This window comes from Streptomyces sp. NPDC055962, assembly GCF_042270185.1.
Taxonomy (GTDB): Bacteria; Actinomycetota; Actinomycetes; order Streptomycetales; family Streptomycetaceae; genus Streptomyces.
Map to the genome: position 1 here is coordinate 25268 of NZ_JBHJYN010000025.1, position 13327 is coordinate 38594.

Annotated in this window: 12 protein-coding genes; 3 read left to right on the forward strand and 9 right to left on the reverse strand. The window is 73.7% G+C overall.

The window, feature by feature from the left end; genetic code table 11:
• Window positions 1–13: 13 nt before the first annotated feature.
• The 8 genes from ACFC51_RS35520 to ACFC51_RS35555 are packed head-to-tail and all read right to left on the reverse strand — an operon-like array spanning window position 14 to window position 9729.
• Window positions 14–208 (reverse strand): MbtH family NRPS accessory protein, encoded by a 195-nt coding sequence (locus ACFC51_RS35520; RefSeq protein ID WP_376377398.1) that lies wholly within the window; start codon window positions 206–208, stop codon window positions 14–16.
• Complete coding sequence (locus ACFC51_RS35525; protein WP_376532886.1) at window positions 205–4140, reverse strand: amino acid adenylation domain-containing protein; 3936 nt, start codon at window positions 4138–4140, stop codon at window positions 205–207. The genes ACFC51_RS35520 and ACFC51_RS35525 overlap by 4 nt, the downstream gene beginning before the upstream one ends.
• Entirely contained in the window at window positions 4137–4364 is a 228-nt protein-coding gene (locus tag ACFC51_RS35530; protein ID WP_376377401.1) for a phosphopantetheine-binding protein, read from the reverse strand. Before ACFC51_RS35530 ends, ACFC51_RS35525 begins: the two co-directional genes overlap by 4 nt.
• 5 nt (window positions 4365–4369) lie before the next feature.
• Window positions 4370–5002 carry an isochorismatase family protein gene (locus ACFC51_RS35535; protein WP_376377403.1) on the reverse strand — a complete coding sequence of 211 codons (633 nt, stop codon included), beginning with the start codon at window positions 5000–5002 and terminating at the stop codon, window positions 4370–4372.
• Window positions 5003–5050: 48 nt separating this feature from the next.
• On the reverse strand, window positions 5051–6700 hold the full coding sequence (locus tag ACFC51_RS35540; RefSeq protein WP_376532888.1) for a (2,3-dihydroxybenzoyl)adenylate synthase: 1650 nt from the start codon (window positions 6698–6700) through the stop codon (window positions 5051–5053).
• Window positions 6697–7905 carry an isochorismate synthase gene (locus tag ACFC51_RS35545; RefSeq protein WP_376532890.1) on the reverse strand — a complete coding sequence of 403 codons (1209 nt, stop codon included), beginning with the start codon at window positions 7903–7905 and terminating at the stop codon, window positions 6697–6699. The genes ACFC51_RS35540 and ACFC51_RS35545 overlap by 4 nt, the downstream gene beginning before the upstream one ends.
• A gap of 58 nt (window positions 7906–7963) precedes the next feature.
• Window positions 7964–8752: a 2,3-dihydro-2,3-dihydroxybenzoate dehydrogenase gene (locus tag ACFC51_RS35550; protein WP_376377407.1), complete on the reverse strand. Its 789-nt coding sequence runs from the start codon at window positions 8750–8752 to the stop codon at window positions 7964–7966.
• Window positions 8749–9729: an ABC transporter substrate-binding protein gene (locus tag ACFC51_RS35555; RefSeq protein ID WP_376377409.1), complete on the reverse strand. Its 981-nt coding sequence runs from the start codon at window positions 9727–9729 to the stop codon at window positions 8749–8751. The genes ACFC51_RS35550 and ACFC51_RS35555 overlap by 4 nt, the downstream gene beginning before the upstream one ends.
• Before the next feature lie 160 nt (window positions 9730–9889).
• On the opposite strand from ACFC51_RS35555, the gene ACFC51_RS35560 reads away from it, so the two are divergent.
• From ACFC51_RS35560 to ACFC51_RS35570, 3 genes are read left to right on the forward strand one after another with little or no spacing between them, the layout of a single operon-like run.
• Entirely contained in the window at window positions 9890–10975 is a 1086-nt protein-coding gene (locus ACFC51_RS35560; RefSeq protein WP_376532892.1) for a FecCD family ABC transporter permease, read from the forward strand.
• Window positions 10972–12096: a FecCD family ABC transporter permease gene (locus tag ACFC51_RS35565; RefSeq protein WP_376532894.1), complete on the forward strand. Its 1125-nt coding sequence runs from the start codon at window positions 10972–10974 to the stop codon at window positions 12094–12096. Before ACFC51_RS35560 ends, ACFC51_RS35565 begins: the two co-directional genes overlap by 4 nt.
• 7 nt (window positions 12097–12103) lie before the next feature.
• Window positions 12104–12913 (forward strand): ABC transporter ATP-binding protein, encoded by an 810-nt coding sequence (locus ACFC51_RS35570; RefSeq protein ID WP_376532896.1) that lies wholly within the window; start codon window positions 12104–12106, stop codon window positions 12911–12913.
• Between the two features lie 165 nt (window positions 12914–13078).
• Here ACFC51_RS35570 and ACFC51_RS35575 read toward each other — a convergent pair.
• A partial coding sequence (locus tag ACFC51_RS35575) for an amidohydrolase family protein (protein ID WP_376532898.1) occupies window positions 13079–13327 on the reverse strand: 249 nt, incomplete at its 5' end.

Below are 13327 nucleotides of genomic sequence, written 5' to 3' on the forward strand. Positions count from 1 at the left end.
GGGCGGCCGGACCTCAGGCCCGGTCCCGGCCCGGCTCCAGCGCGGCGGCACACGCCCCGTGCGGGGCCGGGCCGAACCGGACGGACCACCCCTCGGGCACCTCCCGCCAGACCGGCCAGAGGGACAGATACCCCCCTGCGTTCTCCAGCACCAGGTGCGTGGCGCGGTCCTCCGGCCCGGGATCGAACGGCCCGCTCCTCCCGCTCACGCGTCCAGCTCCTTCAGACGGGCCGCCAGGACGGCGGCGACGGTGTCGAGATGGCGGTCCTGCATCAGCTGCGGGTGGGTGCAGTCCAGATCATGGTTGTCGACGGACCCGGTCACATGGGCCCGCCACGCCTCGCGGGTCAGCCAGTCCTCCGCGCGGGGAGCGGCCGCCGTGAAGAACAGCAGGTCGCCGTCGTACTCCTGGTGCCGGTGCTCGCGCATCATCCGGGCGTGGTTCGGCACGATGTCGACGATCTTCGACAGGGTGCGGTCACCGAGTCCGGCGAGCGGGCTCCCCGCCCGGCGCAGCGTCGCCAGCACGTCCTCACGGTCCCGCTCGTCCGTGCGGTCGAAGCCCGCCATGCGCAGGACCGCGGTCAGCGCGTCCCCCTCCTCGGGCGCCGGCCGCTCCCGCCACTGCTCGGCCGGGAACGCGTCGAGCAGAGCCAGCAGCTCCACCTCCTCGCCCGCCTCCTGGAGCAGTACGGCGACGGTGTGCGCCAGTACCCCGCCGACGGACCAGCCCAACAGCCGGTAAGGGCCGTGCTCCTGGACCGCGCGGATATGCGCCAGGTAGTCGGCCGCCTCCTCCTGGAGGGTGAGCGGCAGCGCCTCGTCGCCCACGAGCCCGCGCGCCTGGATGCCGTACACCGGCTGCTCCGGGCCCAGGCGGGCCGACAGGCCGGCGTAGCACCAGGCGATTCCGCCCGCCGGGTGCACCGCGAACAACGGGGTACGCCCCTCCCCGCCGCGCAGCCGCAGGACGACACCCAGGGCGTCCTCGGACGTGGGTCCCGTGGAGCCCAGCCGGGCGGCCAGCGCGGCCGGGGTCGGTGAGGCGAACAGCGAGCCGATCGTCAGCTCGGCGCCGAACTCCTCCCGTACGCGCGCCACGAGACGCACGGCGAGCAGCGAGGTGCCGCCCAGGTCGAAGAAAGCGTCGTCGGGGCCGACCCGGCCGACGTCCAGCACCTGCGCGAACAGCCGGGTCAGCGCCTCCTCCCGCGCGTCCGACGGCCGCCGCGATCCGGCGCCGCCGCCGAACACCGGGGCGGGCAGGGCGCGCCGGTCCAGCTTGCCGTTGGGGCTCAGCGGGAAGGCGTCCAGCGCCACCACCGCCGCGGGCACCATGTGCTCCGGCAACTCCTTCGCCAGCGAGGCGCGTACGGCCACCGGGTCGGCGGCCCCCGTGATGTAGCCGACGAGCCGCTGCTCGCCGGGCCGGTCCTCCCGTACGAGGGCGCAGGAGGCGTCCACCCCGTCCCGGGCCGTCAGTGCCGTCTCGATCTCGCCGAGCTCGATGCGCTGCCCGCGGAGCTTGACCTGGTCGTCCGTGCGGCCGAGGTAGACGACCTCGCCCTCCTCCGTCCAGTGGGCCAGGTCCCCCGTGCGGTACATGCGCTGCGCCGGCGATCCGAAGGGGTCGGCGACGAAGCGGGACGCGGTCAGCTCCGGGCGGTTCAGATAGCCCTCGGCGAGCTGACGTCCCGCCAGGTGGAGTTCCCCGGGAACGCCCGGCGGGCACGGCTGGAGCGCCGCGTCGAGCACGTACAGCCGGGTGTTCCACACCGGCCGGCCGATCGGCACCGGGCCGGTGGCGTCGGGCACGCACGCGTGGAAGGTGACGTCGACGGCTGCCTCGGTGGGCCCGTACAGATTGTGCAGTTCCACGCCGGGCAGACCGCGTCCGAAGGCGTCGGCGGTCTCGCGGGGCAGCGCCTCGCCACTGCAGAAGACCCTCCTCAGACTCCCGCACGCCTCCGCCCCCGTGTCCGCCTCCGCGAGGAAGACCTGGAGCATCGACGGCACGAAGTGGCAGGTGGTGACGGAGCGTTCACGGATCAGCCGGGCCAGGTAGGCCGGATCCTTGTGCCCGCCCGGTTCGGCGACCACCAGCGTCGCGCCCTGGCGCAGCGGCCAGAAGAACTCCCACACGGACACGTCGAACGAGGACGGGGTCTTCTGCAGCACCCGGTCGTCCGCCGTCAGCCCGTAGGCGCTCTGCATCCAGCGCAGCCGGTTGTCGATCGCGCCGTGCGACACGACGACCCCCTTGGGGCGTCCCGTCGAGCCCGAGGTGTAGATGACGTAGGCCGGGTGCGCCGGAGTGAGAGGCCGCGACGGGTTCACCCAGAGGTACCCCGACACGTCGAGGCCGTCCAGGACGACCAGCGGCGTCCCGGTGTCCTCGGGGAGCCGCCCCGCCCGGTCGGTCACCGCGCACACCGGCGCCGCGTCCCGCAGCATGTACGTCAGCCGCTGCTCCGGGTAGTCGGGGTCGAGCGGCAGATACGCGGCTCCCGCCTTCAGGACGGCGAGCAGGGACACCACGAGCTCCACCGAGCGCGGCACCGACACGGCCACCACCGCACCGGGCCGGGCGCCGAGCGTCCGCAGGTGCCGGGCCAGCCGGTTGGCGCGGGTGTTCAGCTCCTCGTAGGTGAGCGCGGTGTCGCCGTACACCAGGGCTGTGGCGTCGGGGGTGCGTGCGGCGCGCGACTCGATCGGGCCGATCAGCGTCGTGGGCGGAAGCGTGCGGCCCGTGTCGTTGAACGTCCTCAGGACCAGTTCGAGCTCGTCCGGCGTCGCGATGCCGTGGGCGGCTGTCGGGACGTGCGGGTCGGCCCGGCTCAGCCGCTCCACCAGGTGCAGGAAGCGCTCCTGGTGGGCGGTGAGCTCCCGGTCGCCGTAGAGGGCGGGATTCGCGTCGTGGTCGATGCGCAGACCACGGCCGTCGGCCCGGTCGTAGATGTTCACCGTCAGGTCGTCGACCGGTCCGGCCGACAGGTTCCGCGCCCGCGCGGGGGCGCCGGCGAAGTCCACGTCGTAGTCGAAGGGCATGACGTTGACGAGGGGACCCACCAGGCCCCGGTTCTCGCCGAGGAGCCGCAGGTCGCGGCGGATGTCCTCGTAGCGGAAGCGCTGGTGGCGGCGGACCTCGCGGATGCCCAGCACCACCTGGCGGACCAGCTCGGCGAAGGTCGCGCCGGGGGACACGTCCAGCCGCAGCGGGAGCACGTTCATCACCATGCCGGGTACCCGCAGCGACACGGACCCCATGCGGCCCATCATCGGCAGTCCCAGCACGACCTCCTGACGGCCCGTCGCCCGCGCGGTGTACAGGGCCTGGGCGGCGATCAGCACGTCCGGCCAGGTGGCGCGTAGCCGTGCGGCCAGGTCCCGCACGCCCTCGGTGGCGTCCGGGCCCAGATGGGCCGTGCGGCGCAGGAACGTCCGCGAGGGCAGCGCCCCGCGCCCCGCGAGCCGCGGCACCTCGGGCCGGTCGGCGAACGCCCCGGTCCAGTGCGCGCGGTCGGCGGTGAACGCCTCCGACGAGCGGTACGCGGCGTCCTCCTCGACCAGTTCGGCGAGCGTCCCGAAGGAACGGGGGCCGGGGGCGTCGCCCCGGGCGAGCGCCGTGTAGACCGCGGCGGTCCTGCGCACGAGCAGCGAGTAGCCGAAGCCGTCCATGACGAGGTGGTGGATGCGCTGGTACCACAGCCACCGCTCCTCGCCGACGCGGAACAGGGCGTGGCGGAACAGCGGGCCGACCGTGAGGTCGAAGGGTTCGGCGAGGTCGGCGCGCATCCACTCCTCGGCCCGCCGGCCCGGGTCGGACGCGTCGCGCAGGTCGTGCGTCGTGAGCGGCAGCGCGACCGGGGCCCCCACGCGCTGGCGCGGGCCGTCGGGGGAGTCCTCGACGGTGACGCGCAGCGCGTCGGCCTCGGCGGTCACGTGGCGCAGGGCCTCGGCGAACACCTCCGGGTCGAGCGGACCGTCGATCTCCAGGCACTCCGCCGTGTTCTGCGCGGGGCTCGACGGATCGAGGGACTGTGCGAACCACATGCCCGACTGGGCGGCGGTCAGCGGCAGTACGAGCGGCGCGGCGTCCGTGCCGGGCGCACCGCCGGGATCGGTGAGCACGGCGGTCATGAGACCCCCAGCAGCGGAGCCCAGGCCTCCAGGGCGGGCTGCTCGGCGAGGTCCGCGAAGTCGGCCTCGACGCCGTGGTCCCGGCGCCAGCGCCCCAGCAGCGCCATGATGCGCACCGAGTCGAGGCCGTAGTCGAGGAGGTTCTCGTCGACGGGGATGTCCGCAGGATCCTCACCGAGGGCGTCGGCGACGTCGCGGCGGATCAGTTCGAGGGTGAGCGCCATGGTGGTCAGATCCCCTTCAGGAGCGCGTCGGTCGTGGTGACGACCGCGCAGCGGCCGGCCGCCCAGCGCAGCGCCATGTCGTGGTCCTCACGAGAGAAGTCCGCCACGGCGTCGGCGACGACGAAGGCCCGGATGTCACGCATCCACGCGTCGCAGGCGCTCATGAGCACCCCGATGTGCGCGTACACACCGGTGATCACCAACTGGTCGCGGCCGGATCCGCGGAGCAGCTCGTCGAGTTCGGTGCGGACGAAGGCGCTGTACTTCCATTTGGTCAGGACGGTGTCGCCGTCCGCGGGGGCCACGGTCCCGGGAACCGCCAGGGCTTCGGGGTCGTCGGCGGCGCCGGGGCCCCAGAAGTCGAGCTGGAGCCCGCGTTCCTCCGCCGTCTGGCCGCCGCGCTGCACCGAGTAGACGACCGGTACACCGAGGCGGCGGCACTCCTCGATGAGGCGGGAGGTGTTGTCGAGCATGCCGGTGAGCGGCTGCTCCCCGGGCGGGAAGGCGCCGAGGAAGTGGTTCTGCAGGTCGTGGACCAGCAGGACGGCGCGGGCGGGGTCGACGGTCCAGTCCACCCGGTTCGCGGGCAGTTCGGCTTCGGTCGGCAGTGCGTAGGGAGCGATGGCGGGAAGGGCCATGGGGTGGAACCTTTCGGTGCCGCTCGGGGCGGAACTCGGTGGTGGGACTCAGTGCTGGACGGACACGGCACGGCCGGGGCGCGCGTCGGAGCGCAGCCCCTTCTTGCTGACCTTGCCGATGCCGGTCTGCGGGAAGGCATCGACGAACTCGACGAGGTCGGGGATCTTGTACGCGGCGACCCCGCGCTCGCGCACGAGGCGTTTGACGGCGACCGGCTTCAGCGGCTCGGCGCCGGCGCGCAGGACGACGTAGGCCAGGGTGCGTTCCCCCAGGTATGCGTCGGGCACCCCCACCACGGACACGTCGTGCACCGACGGATGACCGAGGATGATGTTCTCGATCTCCTCCGGTGCGACCTTCTCGCCGCCCCGGTTGATCTGGTCCTTGGCGCGCCCCTCGACGACGAGATGGCCCGTCGGGGTGCGGCGCACGATGTCCCCCGTGCGGTAGAAGCCGTCCTCGGTGAACGCCTTCCGGTTGTGCTCGGGCGCGCGCCAGTATCCGCGGATCGTGTACGGGCCGCGGGTCAGCAGGTGCCCGAAGCCCCCCTCGGGCACCTCTTCGTCCGCGTCGTCGACGACACGGATCTCGTCGTCCGCGGAGATCGGCAGGCCCTGGGTGGTGACCACGGTCTCGTGGTCGTCTTCCAGGCGCGTGTAGTTGACGAGTCCCTCGGCCATGCCGAACACCTGCATGAGCCGGCACCCCAGCGCGGGCTCCAGCCTGCGGGCGGCCGCCTCGCTGTACTTGGCGCCGCCGACGAGGACCAGTTCCAGGCTGGACAGGTCGTGCCCGGTGCCCGGTGCCGCCTCCGTCCACACCAGCGCGAGGGGCGGCACCATCCCCGTCATCGTGACGCGTTCGCGCTCCACGAGAGGGAAGGCCGTGGCAGGGTCGGGGCCGGGGCACAGGACCACGGTCCCCCCGGCGTACAGCGCACCGAGCCACCCCGGTGAGCTCATCGGGAAGTTGTGCGCGGCCGGGAGCACGACGAGGAAGCGGGTGTCACCGTCGACCCCGCAGATCTCGTTGGACCCGCGCAGCGAGTAGATGTAGTCGTCGTGCGTGCGCGGGATGAGCTTGGGGACCCCCGTGGTACCGCCCGAGAGCTGGAGGAACGCCAGGTCGTGCGGTTCCGGCCCGGACCCGGTGTCCGTGGGCGTACGGGGTACGTCGGAGAGGGCGGTGTGCTCGCCCGGCGCTCCGACGACGAAGACGTGCTCCAGGCTCGGCGTACGCTCCTTCACCTTCGAGGCCAGCGCGCGGTGGTCGAAGCCGGCGTGGCGGTCCGGGACCACGTAGGCGACGGCCTCGGTGAAGGAGCAGAAGTACTCGATCTCCGTCTCCCGGTGCGCGGGCAGCGCGTAGACCGGCAGTGCGCCGATGCGGAAGAGCGCGAAGACGACCTCGATGAACTCGGCCACGTTGGGGAGCTGTACGACGACGCGGTCACCCCGGGAGATCCCGCGGGCGGCGAACCCGGCGGCCAGGCGGGACGCCCGCTCGTCCAGTTCCCGGTACGTCCACTCACGGCGTGCGGGGGCCGGATCGACGACCGCGACGCGGTCCGGGTGCGCGGTGGCGCGCTCACGCAGGAAGCCGCCGAAGGTCTCCCCGCGCCAGTGGCCCGCCGCACGGTAGCGCGCGGCGAACTCGTCGGGCCAGGTGGGCGCGTCGGCAGTCCGGAGGGCGGTCACAGCGAGGCTCCCACGGCGCTCAGGAACGTCCGGAACTTGGCCCCGGTCTCCGCCGTCTCGGCGGCCGGCGAGGACTCCGCCACGACCCCCGCGCCGGCGAACAGCCGCAGGGTGCGTCCCTCGGCCTCGGCGCAGCGGATCGTCACGACCCAGTCGCCGTCGCCGTCCGCGTCCTGCCAGCCGACCATGCCGGTGTACGCGCCGCGGTCGAACGGCTCGGAGTCCGCGATGACCTGCCGGGCCACGTCGGTCGGTGTGCCGCAGACGGCCGGGGTGGGATGCAGCGCGGACGCCAGGTCCAGGGCGGTGGACGACGGGTCGCGCAGCTCCCCGGTCAGCGTCGTCGACAGGTGCCACATGGCGGCGGTCCGTACGAGGGTGGGGCGTTCGGGCACGTCCAGGGTGACGCAGAACGGCGCGAGCGCCTCGCGGATGGCGTCGACCACGACGGCGTGCTCGTGGAGGTCCTTCGGCGAGTCCAGGAGGGCGGCAGCTCTGCGGACGTCCTCGGCCAGGTCACCGCTGCGCTGGGCGGATCCCGCCAGCGGGTTGGCGACGAGCCGGCCGCCCCGGCGGGCCACGAGGAGCTCGGGACTCGCACCGACGAGGGTGCGGCCCGGACCGCTGGGCACGGCGAAGGTGTATCCGTCCGGGTCGCGGCGTGCCAGCCGGCTCAGCATGGCCGGCAGGTCGAGGTCACGGGCCGACGTCAGCTCCAGCGTGCGGGCGAGGACGACTTTGTCGAACTCCCCCGCGCGCATGCGCTTCACGGCCGCGGCCACCGCGTCGGAGTACTCCCGCGCGGCCGGGACCTCGCGTATCCGCCAGTCGTCACCCTGGCCCACGTCGGGGCCGTGCAGTGCGATGAGCGGGTCCTCGCGCAGGGCGCCGGCCCGCCTGACCGTCTCCGGGACGGCGAGGGCCGCCTCGCCGCCGGGTGCGAAGGGCACCGAGCCCATGACGACCGGTACGGGTCGGCCAGGGCGCCGGGCGGCGTCCAGGACCTCCTGGACCCGCAGGGCCGGCGGCCGGGAGTCGTGCGGCACCAGCGCCGCGGTGCCCGATCCGAGCAGGGTGTGCCGGGGTGTGGCGAGGAAGCGGTCCGTGCCGGGCCGGTAGGCCTCCAGCAGGGCGGTCGCCGCACCGGGGGCGTCGTGTGGGGGAGAAGCGGTGGGAGCGGTGGGTGTGCGCAGAGAGGCAGACATGGGTGGTCTCCAGTGGGGATGGCTCGAACTGCGGCAGGGTGGCGGCGCGAGGCGGCGTTCAGGCCCGCAGGGTGGCTCCGCCGTCGACGTACAGGTCGTGCATGGTGATGTGGCGGGCGCGGTCGGACACGAGGAAGGCGACCGCGTCGGCGATGTCGGAGGGGTCAGCGATCCGGCCGAGCGGGATACCGGTGCGGTAGGCCGCCGGGTCGCCCTCGATGACGCCGCGGGCGGAGGCCTCCTCGTCGCCCGCCGTCCACATGCCGCGCTGCATGTCGGTCAGGGTCGATCCGGGCGAGACGGTGTTGCACCGCACACCCCGGGACGCCACTTCGAGGCCGAGGCACTTGGTGAACATGACGGCGGCCGCCTTGGAGGCGGCGTAGGCCGCCATGTTCGTACGGGGGATGCCGGCGGCGTTGGAGGCGACCGTGACGATGCTGCCCGAACCCCGTTCCGTCATCCGGCGGGAGACGGACCGTGACACGTGGAAGACGCCGTGGGTGTTGACGGCGAAGGTGGCCGCCCACTCCTCGTCCGAGATGCCGGCGACGGGCGAACCACGCAGGATCCCGGCCACGTTGACCGCGATGTCCAGCGGGCCGAGCGTGCTCTCCGCCTCCTCGACGAGGGTCTCGACGGCCGAGGAGTCCGTGACGTCGAGGATGCGCGCGGTCACCCGGCCGCCGTAAGCCCCGGCCAGGGCGGCGACACCGTCCCCGGCCAGGTCGGTGGCGAGGACGCGGGCCCCGCGGGCGGCCAGCGCGTGGACGACCGCCTCGCCTATGCCGCGGCCCGCGCCCGTCACGAGGGCGAGCCGTCCGGTGAGCTCCTGCTCCCGGCTCACTTGACCATGGCCTTCCGGATGTCGTCGAGCACCGAGACCGCTGCCTGCGCGCCACCGAGACTGGTCCACTTGGTGCCGTCGATGACGGTCGCGTGCTTCGCGCGCACGGCGCCCAGCTGCGCGTAGGCGGGCTTCTTCGCCAGCTCGCCGAGGAGGCCGGCGTCGGTGCCCGCGTCGAGGGAGCCGATGAACAGCCAGTCGCCGTCGATCTCTTCGAGGTTCTCGTCGCTGAGCGGCGTGGAGTGGCCCTCGCCCTTCTCGTTCTGGATGCCCGGACGCGCGAAGCCGAGGTCCTTCAGCACGTCGCTGATGAACACGCCCTGCTGCATGACCGCGGTGCCCTTGGCCGAGTAGCGGGCCACGGACACGCTCGCGCCGGCCTGTTCCCCGAGATCGGCCTTGAGAGCCGCGGCCCGGGTCTCGTAGCCGGCGAGGAACTTCTCGGCCTCGTTGGACCTGCCGAGCGTCCTGCCGGTGAGCTGGAGGGCCTTCTTCCAGTCCTTGGTGGCGTCGATGGTGACCACCGTCGGCGCGATCTTCCGGAGCTGCGCGAGCACCTGCTCGTCGGCGAGCTGCCCCGCGAGGATCACGTCCGGCTTCGCCTGGACGACCTTCTCGATGTCCGGGCCGGTCACGGCGCCCACGACGGGGACGGACCGCGCCTGGTCCGCGAGGTACTGGGGTGCGCCCTTCTGGCCGCGCCCCGCGGTGAGTCCCACCGGCTCGACGCCCAGGGCGAGCGAGGCGTCCAGGTCCATCTCGCTGAGGGCCACCACACGTTCCGGCGTGGCCGGGACCTTCACCTCGGCCCCGGTCGCGTCCGTGACCCGGGTCGTCGCCGCGGCCTGCGGGTCCGCGGAAGCGGTCCCGTCCTCGGACCCGCAGGCGCTCAGCGTGAGCGCGCAGAGGGTGAGCAGGGCCGCCGACATGACGGGGCGTGCGATACCGGGGGACGAGGGGGTCGAATACGGCGCCATGGCCTGGGTTCTCCGTTTGCATCAGACGAATCCCGTTCCGGCGGGCCGCTCTCCGACACCCGCATCGGCGAGAAGCGGTACGCGTCGCACCACTTCAGGGCACAGGTGTGTCCAGAGCCTCGCCGGAACCGGACGAGTTCACTTAGGTTAGGCTACCCTTATGTCGATAGCGCAAGGGGGTCCGCCGAGGTCAGCCGGATCCCGCCCGTCCGCAGGCCCGCCGCGTCAGGTGCCTCCCATTCCCCTGGCCACCACGGGACTTCTGGTCCTCCTCGTGGCCCTGGTGCTGCTCTCCCTCCTCATCGGCACGGGCAGCAGCCCGGTGGGGCGAGCCTGGGACTTCCTGGCCGGTGACCCCGCCGCCCGTGCCGACGCCCGGATCCGGCTGGCCGTCATGGACGTCCGCCTTCCCCGCACGCTCGCCGCCGTCCTCGTCGGCACCTGCCTCGGCGCCGCCGGCTGCCTGCTCCAGGCCGCGACCCGCAACCCGCTCGCCGAGACCGGACTGCTGGGCGTCAACTCCGGCGCCGCCTTCTCCGTCGTCCTCGGCCTCACCTTCTTCGGCGCCGACTCCCCGGGAGCGCTGCTGGTGTGGGCCCTCCTCGGCGGCATGGCGGCCAGCGCCGTCGTCCTGCTGTTCGCCGGATCCGGACGCACCGCAGGCTCACCCCTGCGCCTGGTCCTCGCCGGCTCCGCGCTGGGCGCCACGTTCCACGGCTGTACGTCCTACGTCCTGCTGGGCACGCAGTCGACGTTCGACACCTACCGCTACTGGACGATCGGCTCACTCGCCGGAATCGGGATCTCCGACCTCCTCCCCCTCCTGCCGCTCGTCGCCCTGGGGCTGCTCACCGCACTCGGCTGCGCCCGCCCGCTGTCGGCGCTCGGGCTCGGGGACGACGGCGCCCGCTCGCTCGGCCACCACCCCGGCCGGATCCGGCTCGTCGTCGCCGGAGCCGTCTCGCTGCTCGCCGGGTGCGCGGTCGCGGTGGCGGGCCCCATCGCCTTCCTGGGGCTGCTCGCCCCCTACGCCGCACGCGCGCTGACAGGACCCCGCATGACGGCCCAACTCGTCCTGTCCGCACTGATCGCGGCCGACATCATGATCCTCGCGGACATCCTCGCCCGCGTCGTCATCCGGCCCTGGGAGACACCCGTCAGCGTGCTGCTCGCCTTCGTGGGCGGCCCCCTGCTCGTCTGGATCGCCCGCTCCTCACGCCTGTCCACCGCGGGGGCCGGGGCATGACCGACCTGAGACCGACCGGAGGCGCGGTGCCGCACACCCCCCTGAGCGGACACCCGGAACCCCTCACCCGTACCCCCGACGTGACGCCGCCCGACAGCACCGTGCTGCGCACGGGCGCGTACTCCTGGCTCCTTCCGCGCCGCAGCCTGCTCGCCGCCGTGCTCCTCGTCCCCCTCGTCGCCGTCCTCGTCGCCCTCGCCGTGATGGCGAGTTCGACCGGCATGAGCCTCCCGCAGACGGTTTCCGGACTCCTCGGCACCGGCGACCCCGGAACGGTCATGATCGTGCGGGACTTCCGGCTGCCCCGCGTGTTCACCGGGCTCATGGTCGGCGCCGCGCTCGGCATCGCCGGCTGCCTGACCCAGACCCTGGCGGGCAACCGCCTCGCCACCCCCGACCTGGTCGGGGTCAACGACGGTGCCACGGCGGCCGTCGTCGCCGCCGCGGCGGGCTCCACCACGGGCATGGTCGGCACCTGGTGGCTCGGCCCCGTCGGCGCCGTCGTGGCCGCCGTGATCGTCGTCCTCTGCGCGGGAGGAACGGGCGGCGCCGGCTACCGGGTCCTGGTGACCGGCATCGGTGTCTCCACCTTCATCGGTGCCGTGAGCGACCTGATCATGTCCCGCGAGAACGACAACACCGCGGGCGGCGTCTTCCTCTGGGCCGTCGGCAGCCTCAACGGACGGGACTGGAGCGTCGGTACGCCCCTGGCCCTGGTCCTGCTCCTCCTCGTACCCCTCGCCCTCGCGACCGGCCACCGGCTGCAACTGCTGCGCTTCGACGACGACGTCGCCGCCTCCCTCGGCGTCGGTCTGCGCCGGCTGCGCGCGGGCGCCCTCGCCCTCGCCGTGGCCCTCGCGGGCACCGCCGTCGGCGTCGGCGGGCCCATCGCCTTCGTCGCCCTCGCCGCCCCGGTCCTGGCCCAGCGGCTCGCCGGGCCCACCCGGGTCCCCGTCACCGGCTCCGCGCTCACCGGTGCCGCGCTGATCGCCGCGGCCGACGCCCTCGGACGCGTCGCCGCGCCCGTCGAACTGCCCGTCGGCGTCGTCACCAGCGTTCTCGGCGGCCCCTTCCTGCTCTGGGTCCTGTTCCGCCCGGACCGCGCCACCGGAAAGGCATGACCTCCCCATGACCGACACGTCCCGCGAGACCGCCCCCGGCCTCGAAGTCACCGCGCTCCACGCCGGATACCCCGGCCGCCCGGTCGTCGAGAACGTCGACCTCACCGTTCCCGCCGGACAGGTCGTCGCGATCGTCGGCCCCAACGGCTGCGGCAAATCGACCCTGTTGCGCACCGTCGCGCGACTGCACCGCCCCGAGTCCGGGACGGTGAAGGCCGGCGGCGAGGACATCTGGGAGCTCGGCCGGCGCCGGGCCGCCCACCGCGTCGCCCTGCTGCCCCAGTCGCCCCGCGCGCCCGAGGCCGTCACCGTCGCCGGACTCGTCCGCTACGGCCGGCACCCCCGGCAGGGCCTGCTGCGCCAGTGGTCGCGGGGGGACGAGCACGCCGTACGCGACGCGCTGGAGGCCACCGGGACGACGGGGCTGGCCGCCGAGCGCCTGGACCGGCTCTCCGGCGGCCAGCGCCAGAGGTGCTGGCTCGCGATGGTCCTCGCCCAGGACACCCCGGTCGTCCTGCTCGACGAACCCACCAGCGCCCTCGACCTCGGCCACGCCGTGGAAGTCCTGGAACTGGTACGGGAGGTGGCCGCCGCCGGCCGCACCGTCGTCATGGTGCAGCACGACCTCGCGGCGGCCTCCCGGTACGCCGATCTCCTCGTGGCGATGAAGGACGGGCGCGTCGTCGCCCGGGGCGAGCCGTCCGCCACGGTCGACGGGGCGCTGGTGAAGGAGCTCTACGGCTTGGAGGCGGACATCCTCCGCGCACCGGGCGACGCCTCACCCGTCGTGGTGCCCAGGAGCCGTCGCCTCACGTAGCGGACGGGACGCGCCCCGGCTCCCGGACCGCCCGGCGGACCGGGGGCCGAACGTGTGGAAGCGGGAGATCGGCAGCCTGTCCAGCCGGTTCGCCGCATTGGCGTGCTGCATGGGGACGGTCCCTGTCGGAGTGCGGGTGCGAGTGCGGGTGGGGCGGGGAGCGGGTCAGACGCCCTCGCCGGGCCAGTACAGGCTCATCGGGTTGTCGACGAGGAGCCGCCGCTGCTGGACGGGGGTGACGGCGATCCGCGGCACGTGGTCGAGCAGGAGACCGTCGTCGGGCATGTGTCCGGTGAGGTTGGGATGGGGCCAGTCCGTCCCCCACAGCACCCGGTCGGGGAACTCCTCGACGACGCGGCGGCCGAAGGGCACGACATCGGCGTAGGCGCGCCGCTCACCGTCGAGGGCGGGGGG